The organism is Novosphingobium sp. FG90 (genome assembly GCF_057808725.1).
In genome coordinates, this window is record NZ_JBMDIO010000036.1 from 1 (window position 1) to 17640 (window position 17640).

Sequence of the window (17640 nt, forward strand, 5' to 3'; positions counted from 1 at the left end):
CCCCCCCCCCCCCCCCCCCCCCCCCCCCGGGCGCGGGGCGAAGGTGCTGGTGCTGGAGCAGGGCGACCTGGCCGGCGGCACCTCGTCCGCCTCGACCAAGCTGATCCACGGCGGCCTGCGCTATCTGGAGCACTACGAGTTCGCCCTCGTGCGCGAGGCGCTGACCGAGCGCGAGCGGCTGTGGAAGATCGCCCCGCACATCATCCACCCGATGCGCTTCGTGCTGCCGCATGTGCAGGGCCTGCGCCCGCGCTGGCTGCTGCGCCTCGGCCTGTTCCTCTACGACCACATCGGCGGTCGCAAGGCGCTGCCCGCCACGGAGTCCATTGACCTGCACCGGCACTCGGCGGGCAAACCGCTCAAGCCGGGGTTCGGCAAGGCTTTCGTCTATTCCGACGGCTGGGTGGACGATGCGCGGCTGGTGGTCCTGAACGCCCGCGACGCGGCGGACCGGGGCGCGACGATCCTGACCCGCACCGGCGTTCAGAAGCTGGAGCGCGAGGGCGGCGTCTGGACCATCCATACCACTGGCGGCACCTTCCGCGCGAAGGCGGTGGTGAACGCAGCAGGCCCCTCGGTGCTCGACCTCGTCGGCCGCGCCGGTGAGCGGACGAAACGCGCGATGCGGCTGGTGCGCGGCTCGCACATCGTCGTGCCGCGCCTGTTCGAGCATCCTTACGCCTACTTCTTCCAGATCCCCGACGGGCGCATCTTCTTCGCGATCCCCTACCAGCACGACTTCACCCTGATCGGCACCACCGACCGCGACCACACCGGCCCGTTGAGCGAGGTGAAGGCGAGCGAGGAGGAGATCGCCTACTTGTGCGAGGCGGCCAACGCCTACTTCGCGAAGTCGATCACCCCCGCCGACGTGGTGTGGACCTACTCCGGCGTGCGCCCGCTGGTGGACGACGGCTCCGGCAAGCCTGAGGCGGCGACGCGCGGCTACGACTTCGACCTCGATCTGGACGGGGAGGGCGGCGCGCCGTTCCTCTCGGTGTTCGGCGGCAAGATCACGACGTATCGCCATCTCGCCAAGGATGCGGTGGAGAAGCTGCAGCCGCTGGTCCCGGCGCTGTCCGGCAAGGACTGGACCGCCACCGCGCCGCTGCCCGGCGGCGACTTCGCGATGGGTGCGATCGATGCGCTGAAGGCCGACCTCGCGCGCGACTACCCGCGCCTCGATGCGGCGACGGTGGACCGCGTGGCGCGGGCCTATGGCACGAAGGCGCGGGAATGGCTGGCGATGGACCCGGGCGAGGACTTCGGCCACGGCCTGACCGGGGCGGAAGTCGATTACCTCAGGGCCAACGAATGGGCGCTGACGGCCGAGGATGTGCTGTGGCGCCGCACCAAGCTGGGCCTCAGGCTCGACGCGGCACAAGCGGCGCGACTGAAAACATACATGGGTGAGTGAGCAAGTGAACGGCGAACACATTCTGGTCCTCGACGAAGGGACCACCTCGACCCGCGCGATCGTCTACGGCGCGGACGGTAGGGTCCTGCACGTCGCGCAGAAGGAACTGACACAGCATTATCCCGCCCCCGGCCGCGTCGAGCACGATGCCGCCGAGATCTGGGACAAGACCTTCGCCTGTGCGCGCGAGGTGATCGCCAAGATGGGCGGCGCGGACCGCATCGCCGCGCTCGGCATCACCAACTAGCGCGAGACGGTGGTGGCCTGGGATCGCCAGACCGGCGAGCCGATCACCCGCGCCATCGTCTGGCAGGACCGCCGCACCGCCGAGATGTGCGCCACGCTGCGCGACGGCGGCCATGAAGCGATGCTGCAGGAGCGGACGGGCCTCGTCGTCGATCCCTATTTCTCCGGCACCAAGATGCGCTGGGTGCTCGATAATGTGCCCGAGGCGCGCGCCTTGGGCGAGCGGCTGGCGCTGGGGACGGTGGAGAGCTGGCTGGTCTGGAAGCTGACCGGGGGCTTGCATGTCACTGACGCCAGCAATGCCAGCCGGACGCAGTTGATGGCGCTGGACGGCGCGGACTGGGATGACGACCTGCTCGGTCTGTTCGGGGTGCCGCGCGGTGCGCTGGGCCGGATCGTCGATACCGCGGGGACGGTGGGCACTTGCGATCCCCAACTGCTTGGCGCGCCGATCCCGATCAGCGGGCTCGCGGGCGACCAGCAGGCGGCGACGATCGGCCAGCACTGCCTCAAGGCGGGTCAGACCAAGGCCACTTTCGGCACCGGCGCCTTCATCCTCACCAACATGGGCGAGACTTTGCCGCGTTCCTCGCACCGTCTGCTCGGCACCGTGCTGTGCCAGCAGGACGGGCGGCGGACGTATGCGCTGGAAGGCTCGATCTTCGTGGCGGGGAGCCTCATCAAGTGGCTGCGCGACGAACTCGGCGTGATCCGCACCGCAGCGGAGAGCGAGACGCTTGCCCGCGCGGTGGCGGACAACGGAGGGGTGCTGTTCCTGCCTGCGCTGGCCGGGCTGGGCGCGCCGCACTGGCAGCCGGATGCGAAGGGCGTCGTCACCGGGCTGACGCAGGGGACCAGCCGGGCGCATATCGTGCGCGCGGCGATGGAATCGATGGCGCACCAGTGCCACGATCTGCAGGCCGCCTTCGCCGCCGACGGTGCTGCATGGACCTCGCTGCGCATCGACGGCGGGATGAGCGCTAACGACTGGATGGCGCAGGATCTCGCCGACGTGCTCGCGCTGCCGGTGGAGCGACCTGCGGACATTGAGACGACCGCGCTTGGTGCGGCGATGCTGGCAGGGGTTGGCGTCGGGCTCCATGCCTCGCTGGAGGACGCGGTGGCGATGGGCAGCGCGTCGAAGCGGTTCGTGCCGGATATGGCCGAGGCGGTGCGCGAAGGCCGGATCGCGATGTGGCAGGCGGGGTTGAAGCGGCATATCGACGGGGTGGGGTAAGGCTTCGTTCAAACGCCCGTCGTTCAAACCCCGTCATCCCAGCGAAGGCTGGGACCGCTGGCCCCATAAAACCCAACCCTCGGCAGGGCTTCTTGACGATAGTTGGTCGTAACAGGCCAGCGGTCCCAGCCTTCGCTGGGATGACGAAGGTGTGCCCTGCGCGCGGGGGCTTCGACAAGCTCAGCCTGAGCGGTTTTAGAGGTGTTCTCTCAAACCCGCTCAGGCTGAGCTTGTCGAAGCCCCATCCGCCCACGAAAACGGGCGGGAATCTTACGATCCCCGCCCGCCTCTCGTTATAACCTCAGCGTCGGTCAGGCCGCCTGAGCCGCCTGCGCGATCTCCTCGGGAGCCTCGTTGCGGATCAGATAGTCGAACGCGGAAAGCGCCGCCTTCGACCCTTCGCCCATGGCGATGATGATCTGCTTGTAAGGCACCGTGGTCACGTCGCCCGCCGCGAAGACGCCCGGCAGGTTGGTGGCGGCCTTCTCGTCGATGACGATTTCGCCGCGGCCCGACAGTTCGACACCCGAGTCCTTGAGCCACTCGGTGTTGGGCACCAGACCGATCTGGACGAACACGCCTTCCAGCTCGACCTTGCGCTCTTCACCCGTGTTGCGGTCCTTGTAGACCAGCGCGTTGACCTTCTCGCCGTCGCCTTCGACCTCGGTGGTCTGGGCGCTGGTGAAGATGTCGACGTTCTTCATCGACTTCAGCTTGTCGACCAGCACCTGGTCGGCGCGCAGCTTGGCGTCGAATTCGATCAGCGTCACGTGGCCGACGATGTTGGCAAGGTCGATCGCCGCTTCGACGCCCGAGTTGCCGCCGCCGATCACCGCCACGCGCTTGCCCTTGAACAGTGGACCGTCGCAGTGCGGGCAATAGGCCACGCCCTTGTTCTTGTACTCGGCCTCACCGGGGACGCCGAGGTTCCGCCAGCGCGCGCCGGTGGTCAGCACTACGGAGCGGGCTTTCAGCGAAGCTCCGTTGGCGAACACGACCTCGTGGTAGCCGCCGACTTCGCTGGCCGGGATCAGCTTCTCGGCGCGCTGCAGGTTCATCACGTCGATGTCGTATTCAGCGACGTGCGATTCCAGCGCGGCGGCGAGCTTGGGGCCTTCGGTGTAGGGGACCGAGATGAAGTTCTCGATGCCCATGGTGTCCTGCACCTGACCGCCGAAACGTTCAGCCGCGATCCCGGTGCTGAAACCCTTGCGGGCGGTGTAGACCGACGCGGCGGCACCAGCGGGACCACCGCCGACGACGAGCACTTCGAAAGGCTTCTTCTCGGCCAGCTTGGCAGCGGCCTTGGCGTCCGCGCCGCTGTCGAGCTTGCCGAGGATTTCCTCGATGCTCATCTTGCCCGAACCCCACATCGCGCCGTTCAGGAAGACGGCGGGCACGGCCATCACGCCGCGCTCCTCGACTTCGGCCTGGAACGTGCCGCCTTCGATCAGCGTCACGTCGGCGTGCGGGTTGTTGAGCGCGATCAGCGTCAGCGCCTGCACCACGTCGGGGCAGTTGTGGCACGAGAGCGAGAAGTACATCTCGAACGTCAGCGAGCCTTCGAGCGCCTTGGCCTGCTCCAGAACTTCGTCCGAGACCTTGGGCGGGTGGCCGCCGGTCCACAGCAGGGCGAGGACGAGCGAGGTGAATTCATGGCCGAGCGGCAGGCCCGCAAAGCGCACCCATGCGCTCGCGTCGCTGGCGCGGCGGATGATGAAACTGGGGCGGCGCGTGTCGTCGCCGTCGAAAGTGGCGGTGACCTTGTCCGAGAGCGAGGCGATGGTGGTCAGCAGCTCGCGGGTCTCGGTGGACTTTGCGTCATCGCCAAGGGAGGCGACGAGCTCGATCGGCTCGCGCAGCATGCCGAGGTATTGCGAGAGCTGTTGCTTCAGGTTGGCGTCGAGCATTGTCTTGGGTCCTTTGGGATTTCGGTGTGAACGGGGCGGTCCGGGGTCCGGGTCCGCGAAAGGCGCACAGGGTGCGGCTCCGGGGAGAGGGAGCCCCGGGCCGCACACCGTCAGTACGCGACCCTAAGGTGTCGCGCGGGTCTTAGATCTTGCCGACGAGGTCGAGCGAGGGAGCGAGCGTTGCTTCGCCTTCTTCCCACTTGGCCGGGCAGACCTGGCCGGGGTGCTCGCGCCAGTACTTGGCGGCCTTGATCTTGCGGACCAGTTCCTTGGCGTTGCGGCCCACGCCCTCGGGGGTGATTTCGACCAGCTGGATCACGCCGTCCGGATCGACAACGAAGGTCGCGCGGTCAGCAAGGCCGACGCCTTCGCGCAGCACGCCGAAGTTGTTGGCAAGGTTGTGGTTCTGGTCGCCAAGGAAGGCGTAGGTGCACTTGCCGATGGCGTCCGAGGTGTCGTGCCATGCCTTGTGGCTGAAGTGCGTGTCGGTCGAAACGCCGAACACTTCGACGCCGAGGCCCTGAAGCGTCGCGTATTCACCGGCGAGGTCTTCCAGCTCGGTCGGGCACACGAAGGTGAAGTCCGCCGGGTAGAAGAAGAACACGGCCCACTTGCCCGCGATGTCGCCTTCGGTGACGTCGAAGAAGTCCTTACCGGCCTGGAAGGCGGTGTTCTTGAACGGCTTGATGGTGCTGCCGACGATACCCATGGATGTAATTCCCTCAGTTGGGTGGTTGAAACTGGTGAAGCTCAGATAGGCCGGGGGTGTGACGATTGTAAGCACGATGATCCGATTGGGCTCATCGGTTCAGGCGATCAATCGGAGACGGATTGTGCGGCTCTGTCGATGAGATGTGGTTTGTGCCGATGGGGCTTCGACAAGCTCAGCCTGAGCGGGTTTCAAAGACTTGCTTTCAACTCCGCTCAGGCTGAGCTTGTCGAAGCCCCCTCCGCTAGACGCGACCTCAGGTTCGGGGTGCTCTCAGCAACCGCACCAGCACTTCGTCCAGCGCCGAGAGAAACCGCGAGCGGTCCTGCTTCGCAAACGGCGGCGGTCCGCCGATGACGTCACCGCCCGCGCGCAAGTCCGCCATGATCGCGCGGGTGGCGATGGCGCTGCCGATCGAACTGGTGGTAAAGGGCTTGCCGTTGGGCGCCACCACGCTCGCGCCCAGCTTCAGACAGCGGTCGGCGAGGAGAATGTCGGCGGTGATCACCACCGAGGTTGCATCCGTATTTTCGACGATCCAGTCGTCGGCTGCGTCGAAGGCGTCGCTTACGACCTTGCGCGAGATCAGCGTGCTTTGCGGCACCCGGATCGGGCTGTTGCTGACGACGACCACCGGCACCTTGTGGCGCAGGGCGACCTTGTAGGTCTCCTCCTTCACCGGGCAGGCGTCGGCGTCGATCAGGATGCGCACGCAAATCCTCCCTGTTCCGCAGGAATGGGGAGGGGGACCGCCGACGCAGTCGGTGGTGGAGGGGTTGAAGCCCCCTCCGTCAGCCCTGCGGGCTGCCACCTCCCCATTGCTTCGCAACAGGGAGGATTCTGCCTAATCAACCGGCCAATCAACCGCACTGGCCGCGGTGGAGCAGCTTGTGGTCGGCCAGCACCAGCGCCATCATCGCCTCGACCACCGGCACGCCGCGAATGCCGACGCAGGGGTCGTGGCGGCCCTTGGTGAACATCTCGGCTGCCTCGCCGTCGCGGGTGATGGTCTGCTGCGGGGTGAGGATCGAGCTGGTCGGCTTGAACGCCACGCGGCAGGTGACCGGCTGGCCGGTGGAGATGCCGCCCGCGATACCGCCTGCGTGGTTCGCCAGGAACTCCGGCGCGCCGTCGGGACCTTCCGCATTAGGCCGCATCGGGTCGGCATTCTGTTCGCCGGAGAGGCGCGCGGCGGCGAAGCCGTCGCCGATCTCGACGCCCTTGACCGCGTTGATGCCCATCATCGCCGCCGCAAGATCGGCATCGAGCTTGGCGTAGAGCGGGGCGCCCCAGCCTGCGGGCACGCCGCTGGCGTAGCATTCCACCACCGCGCCGACCGACGAGCCGGACTTGCGGGCATCATCCACGATCTTCTCCCAGCGCACGGCGGCCGCCGCGTCGGGGCAGAAGAACGGATTGTTGGCGATCTCGGCCTCGTCGAACTTGCCCGGATCGATCATGTCGCCGCCGATCTCGGAGACGTAGGCGAGGATCTTGACCTCGGGGATCACCAGACGCGCCACCGCGCCCGCCGCCACGCGGCTGGCGGTCTCGCGCGCCGAGGAGCGCCCGCCGCCGCGATAGTCGCGGAAGCCGTACTTGGCGTCGTAGGCATAGTCGGCATGGCCGGGGCGATAGGCGACCGCGACCTCGGAATAATCCTTGGAACGCTGGTCGACGTTCTCGATCATCAGGCTGATCGGGGTTCCGGTCGTGCGCCCTTCGAACACGCCCGAGAGGATGCGGACCTGGTCCGGCTCCTGCCGCTGGGTGGTGAACTTCGACTGGCCGGGACGGCGCGCGTCGAGGAAGGGCTGGATCACGCCCTCGTCGATGGCGAGGCCCGGCGGGCACCCGTCGACGACGGCGCCGATGGCGGGTCCGTGGCTCTCACCCCAGGTGGTGAAGCGGAAGAGGCGGCCGAAGCTGTTCATGCTCATGGTGCCTCGCGCCTTGTCGGGAATCGCGCGATTTGTCCAGTGGAGCGCGCATTGTGGCCGAAGCGGCTGCGATCTTCCCGAAGCGGGACAAATCGCAAGTCACAATGGTGCTTTTGATCACTTGTGCAACCGATTGTATCGATGCAGGGAGCAGCCATGTTCCTTGTCATTTTCCGCAACCGCAAGCGCGCCGATATCGACGTTGACGCCTATATCCACGACGCCGTCGCCATGGAGGCATCGGCCGCCGAGCAGCCCGGATTCCTGCTGTTCCGCAGTTATACGGCCGACGACGGCGAAGTGCTGTCGATGTCGGAATGGGAGACGGCCGAGCACGCCGCGGCCTGGTCGCGCAATGCCGAGCATCTCATGGTCCAGCGGCGCGGGCGCGCGGAGTATTACGAGAGCTACACGCTCTACACGTGCGACATGCCGCGCGTGCACCGCTTCGACATGAAGGCCGCGCTTCCGGGGTAAAACTGCGCCGCTTGCCGGTAGGCAGCGCGCCTGGCTTGGTGTATCGCCGCCTTTGAAGCGGGCTCTTTACCATAAATTGTGCCTGCGTTTCAGGACGACAGGTACGGCATGGCGATCGAGTTCTACGGCATCCCCAATTGCGACACGGTGAAGAAGGCGCGCGTCTGGCTCGACGCGAAGGGGATCGCGTACACGTTCCACGACTACAAGAAGGAAGGCGCGGACCCTGAAAAGCTCGCGGCGTGGATCGACGCCGCCGGGCTGGACAAGGTGCTGAACCGCGCCGGGACCACCTTTCGCAAGCTGCCCGATGCCGACAAGGCCGACCTCGACGCCGAAAAGGCGATCGCGCTGATGGTCGCCAATCCCAGCATGATCAAGCGGCCGGTGGCGGAGCATCCCGGCGGCGTGCTCGTCGGCTTCAAGGAGCCGGAATGGGCGGCGGCGCTCGTCTGATCTGGGGGCCTGATCGGGGCCTGATTCGGGGACTGTTTCGGGGGCTGTCGGGGCAATGAACACCGTCGAATGGATCGCGGCCGCGCTGGGTCTTGCCAACATTGCGCTGCTGGTGCGGCGCAGTGTGTGGAACTATCCGTTCGGCATGGCCATGGTCGCGCTCTACGTCGCCGTGTTCTTCGAGGCGAAGCTCTACGGCGAGGCGGGGCTGCAGGTCTTCTTCTTCGTGGCGCAGGGCTGGAGCTGGGTGCTCTGGCTGCGCGCGGCGAAGACCGGCGGCGAGAGCGACGACCGCGTGCCCGTTCGCGTGCTGAGCAACCTCAGCCGGGTCGTCTGGCTGACCGCCACCGCAGCGCTGGCGCTCAACCTCGGCTGGGTGATGCACCGCTTCACCGACGCCTCGCTCCCTTACGCCGACACCGCGATCGCGGGGGCCAGCATCGCCGCGCAGATCCTGCTCGCGTTCCGCCGGATCGAGAACTGGGTGCTGTGGATCGCCGTCGATGTGGCCTCGATCGCGGTCTATGTTCACAAGGACTTGTGGGCGACGGCGGGGCTCTACGTCGTATTTCTCCTGATGTCGGTGCTGGCCTTGCGCGAATGGATCGTCGCCTACAGGACGCAGGCATGAAGACCGTCTGCCTCCATGGCGCCGAGAGCACCGGCAAGTCGGTGCTGTGCGAGCGCCTGCTCGTCACGCGCGGCTGGCCTTTCGTGCCGGAGTACGGCCGCACCTACTGCGAGGAAAACGGTATCGACCTGACGATGACCGACCTTCTCGTCATCGCCGAGGGGCAGGCCCGGCACAACCGCCGGGCGCTGTCGGACGATGACGGCGCGCCGGTGCTGCTGTTCGACACCGACCAGTTGATGACCGCGGCCTGGGCGCAGATGCTGTTCGGCGAAGTGCCCGAAGCGCTGCTGGCCTATCCCAAGGCCGACCTCTACCTGCTGTTCGAGCCCGACGTGCCCTGGCAGGAGGACGGCACCCGCTTCTTCGGCACCGACGACACCCGCGCCCGCTTTGCCGCACTGGCTGAGGAGATGCTGGTGCGTGCGGGGGTGGCGTTCGTGCGTATCGCCGGAACCTGGGCCGAGCGTGAGGCGAAGGCGGTAGCGGCGATCGAGGGGTTGCTGGGGTAAGGTCCCCGAATCCTCCCTGTCGCGAAGCGATGGGGAGGGGGACCGCCGACGCAGTCGGTGGTGGAGGGGGAGAAACCCCTCCGTCAGCGCTACGCGCTGCCACCTCCCCATTCCTGCGGAACAGGGAGGATGCTTACTTCTTCCGCGCCGTCGCGATGAAGTTCAGCGCCAGATCGTCGGACAGGTGCAGCCCCTTGAGCGGCGACCAAGCGATGCCGCGCGGCGTGCCCAGTTCCAGCCCGGCGCCGTCCGCAAGCTCGCGCAGTTCATCAGGCGTCACGAACTGGCTCCATTCGTGCGTGCCCTTAGGAACATGGCCGAGCCGCTCTGCCGCCTCGACCAGCAGCACGCGCGAGCGGGCGGTGCGGTTGGGGCAGGAGAGGATCATCAGCCCGTCGTCCGCCAGCGCAGCGGACAGGTCACCGATGAAGGCGGCCTTGTCGGTGACGTGTTCGATCACCTCCAGCGAGCAGACGAGGTCGTAGCCGGTCAGGCCCAGCGATCCCAGTTCGCCCGCGCGGTAGTCGATCGCCAGCCCGCCCGCCTCGGCATGGGCGCGCGCGGCGGCGGCGTTTTCGGGGGCGGCGTCCACGCCCGTCACCGCCGCGCCCATGCGCGCCAGCGGCTCGCACAGCAGGCCCGCGCCGCATCCGGCGTCGAGCGCGCGCTTGCCCGCCAGCGGCCTGAGCCCGCGCGAATCGGTGCCGAAATGCCCGTCGATCGCCTCGCGGATGAAGCCGAGGCGCACCGGGTTCAGCTTGTGCAGCATCGCCGAAGTGCCCTTCGGATCCCACCACTCGGCGGCGAGGGCGCCGAAGTGCGCGGCCTCCTTCGGATCGATTGTTGCGCGCGAAGCGGGAAGAGAGGCAGTTGCATTGTCCATGATCCCCCCCTAACAGCGCCGCCGACTCTTATCCACACCGGGGCATGTCGCGCCGGTCTTTTCGCAGGGGAGCAACGGCGCCTTGGCACGTATCGTGATGAAATTCGGCGGCACTTCCATGGCCGGGTCCGAGCGCATCCGGCGCGTGGCGGGTATCGTCAAACGCCAGCAGGAAGCCGGGCACGAAGTGGCCGTGGTCGTCTCCGCGATGGCGGGCGAGACCGACCGCCTCGTCAACTTCTGCCGTGAAGCCGATGCGCTCTACGATCCCGCCGAATACGACGTCGTCGTCGCCTCGGGCGAGCAGGTCACGTCCGGGCTCCTCGCGCTGACGCTGCAGTCGATGGGCTGCAAGGCGCGCTCGTGGCTGGGCTGGCAGGTGCCGATCAAGACCGACGACGCCCACGCCAAGGCCCGCATCGAGGACATCGACGCCGAAGCGCTGATCGCCTCGATGGCGTCGGGCCAGATCGCCGTGATCCCCGGTTTCCAGGGCGTTTCGCCCGACAACCGCGTGACCACGCTGGGGCGCGGCGGCTCGGACACTTCGGCGGTGGCCGTGGCGGCGGCGGTGAAGGCAGACCGCTGCGACATCTATACCGACGTCGACGGCGTCTACACCACCGACCCGCGCATCGTCGCCAAGGCGCGCAAGCTGCCGCTGGTGACTTATGAGGAAATGCTGGAACTGGCCTCGGTCGGCTCCAAGGTGCTGCAGACCCGCTCGGTCTCCCTCGCCATGAAGGAGAACGTGCGCGTGCAGGTGCTGTCCTCGTTCATCGACGAGAACGCGCCCGCCGCCGATACCATCCCCGGAACCCTGATCGTCAGTGACGAAGAGCTTGAAGGAAGCGACATGGAACGCCAGCTGATCACCGGCATCGCTGCCGACAAGAACGAAGCCAAGATCACCCTGACCCGCATCGCCGACCGTCCGGGCGCGGTGGCGTCGATCTTCGCGCCGCTCGCGGATTCGAACATCAACGTCGACATGATCATCCAGAACGTCGCCAAGGACAAGGGCGAGACCGACGTGACCTTCACGGTCCCGCAGGCCGACCTCGCCCGCGCGCAGGCGCTGCTGGAAGAGCGCAAGGAGGCCATCGGCTACTACCGCATGATCGCCGAGGGCAACGTGGCGAAGATCAGCGTCGTGGGCGTGGGCATGCGCAGCCACGCGGGCGTTGCGGCGACGATGTTCAAGACGCTGGCCGATCGCGGCATCAACATCATCGCCATCTCGACCAGCGAGATCAAGGTCTCGGTCCTGATCGACACCGATGAGACCGAACTGGCCGTGCGCGTGCTGCACACCGCTTACGGGCTCGACGCGGCCGCCTGATCGCGGCGCTCTCGCGTACCCGCGAAGAATTGAAAAAAGGCGGCGCGGCAAGCGCCGCCTTTTTTCAATTCGGCTATCCGCGCGTCGGATACAGCGCTGTCATAACGGCGAAAGCCCGATAGGGCGCGTGCACAAGTATGCTGATCAGCATTCAACGGAGTAATCGACCTTGCGCCTTTCCCGAATGGTACTTGCCCTGGCCCTGACTTCGTCGCTGGCTCCTGTGGCAGCCGCACCGGTCGTTGCCAAAGAGGCGAAAGTCATGACCGAGGCCGAGGCACGGGCGCGCGCGGAAGCGATGCTCAAGCGGATGACGCTGGAGGAGAAGGCGGGCCAGCTCGTTCAGTATTTCGACTTCGGCGGGGCCACGGTGGCGGATCCGAAGACGACGGCGGTGAACATCGATGCCTCGATCGCGAAGGGCGAGGTCGGCTCGATGCTGTTCGTCACCGATCCGGTGCGCATCAACAAGCTGCAGGAACTGGCGGTGAAGAAGACCCGCCTCGGCATCCCGCTGCTGATCGGCTACGACGTGATCCACGGGCTGCACACGATCATGCCGGTGCCGATCGCCATGGCCGCGTCGTGGGACCCGGCGACGGCGGAGCGCGGCCAAGCCGTCGCGGCATCGGAAGCGCGCGCAGTGGGCATCAACTGGACCTTCGCGCCGATGGTCGACATCACCATGGACCCGCGCTGGGGCCGCATGGTCGAGGGTGCGGGCGAGGACCCGGTGCTCGGCGCGGCGATGGCGGCGGCACAGGTGCGCGGCTTCCAGGGCGGGGCCATCGGTACGCCGGGCCACGTGCTGTCCGGCCCCAAGCACTTCGTCGGCTACGGCGCCTCGTTCGGCGGGCGTGACTACGATGAGGTGGACTTGTCCGAGAACCAGCTGCGCAACACCTACCTGCCCCCATTCAAGGCCGCGCTCGATGCAGGCGCGGGCAATATCATGAGCGCCTACATGGGCCTCAACGGCGTTCCGGCGGCGGCGAACACGTGGCTGCTGACCGATGTGCTGCGCAAGGAATGGGGCTTCAAGGGCTTCGTGGTGAGCGATGCCAACGGCGTCGATTCTCTGGAAAAGCAGGGCATGGCGGGCAGCCCGAAGCAGGCCGCCGTGCGCGCGCTGGAGGCGGGCATGGACCTTGCCATGACGGTGCCCAGCAATCCCTCGCCGATGCTTTCGCTGGTCGATGCGGTGAAGGGCGGCGAAGTGGCCGAAAGCGCGCTCGACGGCCCGGTGCTGCGTTTGCTCGAGACCAAGTATCGCCTCGGCCTGTTCGACAAGCCTTATGTCGATCCCAAGGCGGTGCCCAGGGCCTTCGACGATCCCGCGCACCGCGAAGTCGCGCGGATCGCGGCCGAGCGGTCGGCGGTGCTGCTGGCCAATGCGGGCGGGCTGCTGCCGCTGGACCGCAGCAAGCTCAAGTCGGTGGCGGTGATCGGGCCGCTCGGCGATGCGGGCCACGACATGCTCGGCCCCTGGGTGTTCTCCTCCAACAAGCCGGAGGGCGTCAGCGTCCTTGCGGGCCTGCGCGCCAAGCTGGGTGCGGGCGTGAAGGTGGAATATGCGACCGGAACGGCATGGCCTACCCGCAAGAACCCTTCGTTCTTCGACGCGATGAACAAGCCCGGCGAGCATCCCGCGATCGACGAGAAGGCGGAACTGGCCAGGGCGATCGAACTTGCCAAGGCATCGGACGTCGCCGTCATGGTGCTGGGCGAGGCGCAGAACATGGCGGGCGAATTCGCCTCGCGTTCGGACCTCAAGCTGCCGGGCCATCAGCAGGAACTGCTCGACGCGGTGATCGCCACGGGCAAGCCGGTGGTCGTGGTGCTGGTCAACGGCCGTCCGCTGAGCCTCGGTGATGCGAAGCCCGGCGCGGTGCTGGAGGCTTGGTATCCGGGCTCCGAAGGCGGCAATGCCGTCGCCAACCTGCTGCTCGGCGACGCCAATCCCGGCGGCAAGCTGCCCTTCAGCTGGATTCGCAGCGCGGCACAGGCGCCTTATACTTATGCCTACCTGCCCTCGCACCAGCCCGCGACCGCCGACAAGCGCTACTGGAACGAGGACAATTCGCCGGCCTGGCCCTTCGGTCATGGCCTGAGCTATACGACGTTCTCCTACGGAAAGCTGGCGATGGACCGCGCCTCGGTGAAGCCGGGCGAGCCGGTCACGGTGTCGTTCGACCTCACCAACACCGGCAAGCGTGCGGGCGACGAGGTGGCGCAGCTCTACATCCACCAGCGCGTGGGCACGTCCTCGCGTCCGGTGCGCCAGCTCAAGAAGTTCGCCCGCGTTGCCCTCGCGCCGGGCGAGACGAAGCACATGCAGTTCACCCTGACGGCTGACGACCTGCGCTACTGGAGCGCGGCGGCCAAGGGCTGGGTGCAGGATGACAGTGCCTTCGACGTGTGGGTCGGCGGCAGTTCGAAGGCCGACATGGCGACGACCTTCACGGTGGCGAAGTAAGGGTCTCCTTCTCCTCACTCTCAACCCGCTCAGGCTGAGTTTGTCGAAGCCCCATCAGACGGGGCACTGTGCCTCCCACGCTTCGACACGCTCAGCATGAGCGGGGTGTGGGAGGTGGGGGCATTTGGAAAGCCGGGCACGAAAAAGGCCCCGTGCGCGGATCACCGCACACGGGGCCTTTTTATTCGGCCGTCAAGTCAGTCCGCCAGTTCGGGCACCGGCGAGAGGTCGGCGCTCACGCTCATTCCCAGCGCGGCCGCCACGCCCGCACCGTAAGCCGGATCGCAGCGGGCGCAGTTGTCGATGTGGCGCTGCTTGATGAAGTCCGGCGCGTCGCCCATGGCACGGGCGGTGTTGCCGAACAGGCGCTCTTTTTGGGCATCGTCCATCAGCTGAAACAGTGCGCGCGGCTGGCTGTAGTAGTCGTCGTCATCCTCGCGGAAGTTCCAGAAGTCGGCAGCGCCCGAGAGGCGCAGGGGCGGTTCGCGGAATTCGGGCTGGCCCTGCCACTGGTCGAACGAGTTCGGGTGGTAGTGCAGCAACCCGCCGTAGTTGCCATCGACCCGGCCCTGGCCGTCGCGGTGGTTGTTGAACACCGGGCAGCGCGCCGCGTTCACCGGGATCTGGTGGTGGTTGACCCCCAGACGATACCGCTGCGCGTCCGAATAGGCGAACAGGCGCGCCTGCAGCATCTTGTCGGGCGAGACGCCGATGCCGGGGACTAGGTTGGACGGGCTGAAGGCACTCTGTTCCACGTCCGCGAAGAAATTCTCCGGGTTGCGGTTCAGTTCCATCATGCCGACCTCGATCAGCGGATAGACCTTCTGCGACCAGACCTTGGTGAGATCGAAGGGGTGGAAGCCGCAGGTTTCCGCTTCGGCCTCGTCCATGATCTGGACCATGACCTTCCACTTCGGGAACTCGCCGCGCTCGATCGCCTCGTAGAGATCGCGCTGGTTGCTCTCGCGGTCGCCGGCGACGACTTCGGCGGCTTCGGCGTCGGTCAGGTGCGCGTGGCCCTGCTGGGTCTTGAAGTGCCACTTCACCCAGAACCGCTCGCCCGCCTCGTTGTAGAACGAGTAGGTGTGGCTGGAGAACCCGTCCATGTGGCGGTACGACTTGGGGATGCCGCGATCGCCCATCACGTAAGTGACTTGGTGGAAGGCCTCGGGCAGCAGGGTCCAGAAGTCCCAGTTGTTCTGCGCGCTGCGCATGTTGGTGCGCGGATCGCGCTTCACTGCCTTGTTGAGATCGGCGAAGTGGCGGGGATCGCGCACGAAGAAGACCGGCGTGTTGTTGCCGACCATGTCCCAGTTGCCTTCCTCAGTGTAGAACTTTACCGCGAAGCCGCGAATGTCGCGCTCGGCATCGGCCGCGCCGCGCTCTCCGGCGACGGTGGTGAAGCGGGCGAACAGCTCGGTCTGCTTGCCCTTTTCGGCGAGGAACTTCGCGCGGGTGTACTTCGCAACGTCACCGGTGACGGTGAAGGTGCCGAATGCGCCTGAGCCCTTGGCGTGCATGCGCCGCTCGGGGATCACTTCGCGGTTGAGGTTCGCCAGCTTCTCGATCAGCCAGACGTCCTGCATCAGCAGCGGCCCGCGCGGCCCGGCGGTGTAGGAGTTGGAGTTGTCGACGACCGGCGCGCCGAACTGCGTGGTCAGCGGAGTGGCGGCGCCGTGGCCGTAGGGGCACTTGGGCTCGTCTGAGTTGGATCCGTGCATGTCGGCTCTCCTTTGGTCATGGGCCTTTGGTCATGGATTGGCGTGTGCTGCCTTTTGGCGGCTCTGCTTTAGACCTAACGAAGCCCGCCAAGGCGGAGAAGCTATACGAACATGTAAGAGTAATCGGGAAAGCCGATGAAACTCGATTTATTCTTCGGCTCTTGTGGCCCAGCATGTCGTGCGAAGCGAAACCAGCGTGTCGATGACTTGCAGGTGGCATTCGCGAACTCGGGCCAGATCGCCTTTCTGCGTGGCTTTGCGCACTTCCCCGGCAAGGTCCTGCATCTTCGCGGCGGCAGGCTGGGGCAGTTTGTGACCGAGCATCTCGATTTCCGTGGCGCGTGGGGCGCCGAGACCGGCGGTGGCCTGTGTGCTCAACCGCAGCGCGCCTTCAAGATCCAGGATGTCCTCGAAGAGATGTTCGTCGATCGTTACGCCCTGCGCGGCGACCGCTTCCGGGCCAGACGGTGTCGTAGCGGCGGCGTTCAGCGGCTCGTCGTCCTGGTGCATATCGAAATTGACCCCCTGATTTCCATGTAACTGTGCCTCACCTGAACGAACTTGTCGCCATTTGGTTCCGTCGCTCGCCGCTTGTGTGGTGCGGCTCGTCACCCTATGGCGCACGGCTGAACAAAAATCCGGGCTATGGGAATTTCATGACCGCCTTCACCAAGACTTCCGCGCTGATGGCGCGCGGCTGCGAATTCCTCGGCACCGAGACGGCCATCCTGTGCGGCGCGATGTCGTGGGTGTCCGAGCGCAACCTCGTTTCCGCGATCAGCAATGCGGGCGGCTTCGGCGTGATCGCCTGCGGGGCGATGACCCCGCAGCTGCTCGACACCGAGATCGCCGCCACCAAGGCGCTGACGTCCAGGCCCTTCGGCGTGAACCTCATCACCATGCACCCGATGCTGTTCGACCTGATCGACGTCTGCGCGAAGCACGGCGTCACGCACGTGGTGCTCGCAGGCGGCATTCCGCCCAAGGGCAGCGTCGAGGCGATCAAGGGTAACGGCGCCAAGGTCATCTGCTTCGCGCCCACACTGGCGCTGGGCAAGAAGCTGCTGCGCTCGGGCGCGGACGCGCTGGTGATCGAGGGTTCGGAAGCGGGCGGCCACATCGGCCCCGTCTCGACCTCGGTGCTGGCGCAGGAAATCCTGCCGAGCCTCGCCGCCGACAACCTCGTGTTCGTCGCGGGCGGCATCGGCCGGGGCGAGGCGATCGCCGGATACCTCGAAATGGGCGCGGCCGGCGTGCAGCTCGGCACCCGCTTCGCCTGCGCGAGCGAGTCGATCGCGCATGAAGCGTTCAAGAAGGCGTTCTTCCGCGCCTCGGCCCGCGATGCAATCGCATCGGTGCAGGTCGATCCGCGCCTGCCGGTGATCCCGGTGCGCGCGCTCAAGAACAAGGGCACGGAGGAGTTCACCGCCAAGCAGATCGAAGTCGCGCGCCTGCTGGACGCGGGCGAGGTCGACATGGGCGAGGCGCAGCTCAAGATCGAGCACTTCTGGGCCGGTGCCCTGCGCCGCGCGGTGATCGACGGCGACGTCGAGAACGGCTCGATCATGGCGGGCCAGTCGGTCGGCATGGTCGGCAAGGAAGAGCCGGTGGCCGAGATCATCGCCGCGCTCATGGCCGAGAGCGAGGCCGCGCTGACCAATCGCGGCGCCGTCGCGGCGTAAG

The 17640-nt window shown here is 66.7% G+C and carries 15 protein-coding genes and 1 pseudogene; 10 read left to right on the plus strand and 6 right to left on the minus strand.

Annotated features, from left to right (window positions below):
• Both ACODRZ_RS22060 and ACODRZ_RS22065 read left to right on the plus strand, forming a co-directional pair.
• A partial coding sequence (locus ACODRZ_RS22060) for a glycerol-3-phosphate dehydrogenase (protein ID WP_488986237.1) occupies positions 1-1417 on the plus strand: 1417 nt, incomplete at its 5' end.
• 4 nt (positions 1418-1421) lie between these two features.
• Positions 1422-2900, plus strand: a pseudogene (locus ACODRZ_RS22065) (FGGY family carbohydrate kinase).
• 311 nt (positions 2901-3211) lie between these two features.
• Here ACODRZ_RS22065 and ahpF read toward each other — a convergent pair.
• The 4 genes from ahpF to aroC form a co-directional block, all read right to left on the minus strand.
• A complete protein-coding gene (gene ahpF, locus ACODRZ_RS22070; protein ID WP_488972574.1) occupies positions 3212-4810 on the minus strand; it encodes an alkyl hydroperoxide reductase subunit F in 1599 nt (532 codons plus the stop codon).
• Between the two features lie 142 nt (positions 4811-4952).
• Positions 4953-5519: an alkyl hydroperoxide reductase subunit C gene (gene ahpC / locus ACODRZ_RS22075; protein WP_008831739.1), complete on the minus strand. Its 567-nt coding sequence runs from the start codon at positions 5517-5519 to the stop codon at positions 4953-4955.
• Between the two features lie 256 nt (positions 5520-5775).
• On the minus strand, positions 5776-6231 hold the full coding sequence (locus ACODRZ_RS22080; protein ID WP_488972573.1) for a YaiI/YqxD family protein: 456 nt from the start codon (positions 6229-6231) through the stop codon (positions 5776-5778).
• A 148-nt stretch (positions 6232-6379) separates the two neighbouring features.
• Positions 6380-7459, minus strand: coding sequence for a chorismate synthase (gene aroC, locus ACODRZ_RS22085; RefSeq protein WP_488972572.1), 1080 nt, complete (start codon positions 7457-7459; stop codon positions 6380-6382).
• Between the two features lie 156 nt (positions 7460-7615).
• Here aroC and ACODRZ_RS22090 point away from each other — a divergent pair, with 156 nt between their 5' ends.
• The 4 genes from ACODRZ_RS22090 to ACODRZ_RS22105 all read left to right on the plus strand — a co-directional run bounded on the left by ACODRZ_RS22090 (position 7616) and on the right by ACODRZ_RS22105 (position 9535).
• Entirely contained in the window at positions 7616-7936 is a 321-nt protein-coding gene (locus ACODRZ_RS22090; RefSeq protein ID WP_488972571.1) for an antibiotic biosynthesis monooxygenase family protein, read from the plus strand.
• A 108-nt stretch (positions 7937-8044) separates the two neighbouring features.
• Positions 8045-8392, plus strand: coding sequence for an arsenate reductase (locus ACODRZ_RS22095; RefSeq protein ID WP_488972570.1), 348 nt, complete (start codon positions 8045-8047; stop codon positions 8390-8392).
• A 55-nt stretch (positions 8393-8447) separates the two neighbouring features.
• Positions 8448-9023, plus strand: coding sequence for a nicotinamide riboside transporter PnuC (gene pnuC, locus ACODRZ_RS22100; RefSeq protein WP_488972569.1), 576 nt, complete (start codon positions 8448-8450; stop codon positions 9021-9023).
• On the plus strand, positions 9020-9535 hold the full coding sequence (locus ACODRZ_RS22105) for an AAA family ATPase (RefSeq protein ID WP_488972568.1): 516 nt from the start codon (positions 9020-9022) through the stop codon (positions 9533-9535). Before pnuC ends, ACODRZ_RS22105 begins: the two co-directional genes overlap by 4 nt.
• Before the next feature lie 133 nt (positions 9536-9668).
• On the opposite strand, the gene ubiG is transcribed toward ACODRZ_RS22105, so the two are convergent.
• Positions 9669-10418 carry a bifunctional 2-polyprenyl-6-hydroxyphenol methylase/3-demethylubiquinol 3-O-methyltransferase UbiG gene (gene ubiG, locus ACODRZ_RS22110; protein WP_488972567.1) on the minus strand — a complete coding sequence of 250 codons (750 nt, stop codon included), beginning with the start codon at positions 10416-10418 and terminating at the stop codon, positions 9669-9671.
• Positions 10419-10500: 82 nt separating this feature from the next.
• Between ubiG and ACODRZ_RS22115 the strand changes: the two genes are divergently transcribed.
• Both ACODRZ_RS22115 and ACODRZ_RS22120 read left to right on the plus strand, forming a co-directional pair.
• Positions 10501-11760: an aspartate kinase gene (locus ACODRZ_RS22115; RefSeq protein ID WP_008832616.1), complete on the plus strand. Its 1260-nt coding sequence runs from the start codon at positions 10501-10503 to the stop codon at positions 11758-11760.
• A gap of 262 nt (positions 11761-12022) precedes the next feature.
• Positions 12023-14236, plus strand: a complete 2214-nt coding sequence (locus tag ACODRZ_RS22120; protein WP_488972566.1) for a glycoside hydrolase family 3 N-terminal domain-containing protein — start codon at positions 12023-12025, stop codon at positions 14234-14236.
• Positions 14237-14433: 197 nt separating this feature from the next.
• Here ACODRZ_RS22120 and ACODRZ_RS22125 read toward each other — a convergent pair whose 3' ends face one another.
• Entirely contained in the window at positions 14434-15957 is a 1524-nt protein-coding gene (locus ACODRZ_RS22125; protein WP_488972565.1) for a catalase, read from the minus strand.
• A 135-nt stretch (positions 15958-16092) separates the two neighbouring features.
• Here ACODRZ_RS22125 and ACODRZ_RS22130 point away from each other — a divergent pair, with 135 nt between their 5' ends.
• Entirely contained in the window at positions 16093-16497 is a 405-nt protein-coding gene (locus tag ACODRZ_RS22130; protein WP_488972564.1) for a hypothetical protein, read from the plus strand.
• A gap of 116 nt (positions 16498-16613) precedes the next feature.
• Complete coding sequence (locus ACODRZ_RS22135; protein ID WP_488972563.1) at positions 16614-17639, plus strand: NAD(P)H-dependent flavin oxidoreductase; 1026 nt, start codon at positions 16614-16616, stop codon at positions 17637-17639.
• Position 17640: the final 1 nt, after the last annotated feature.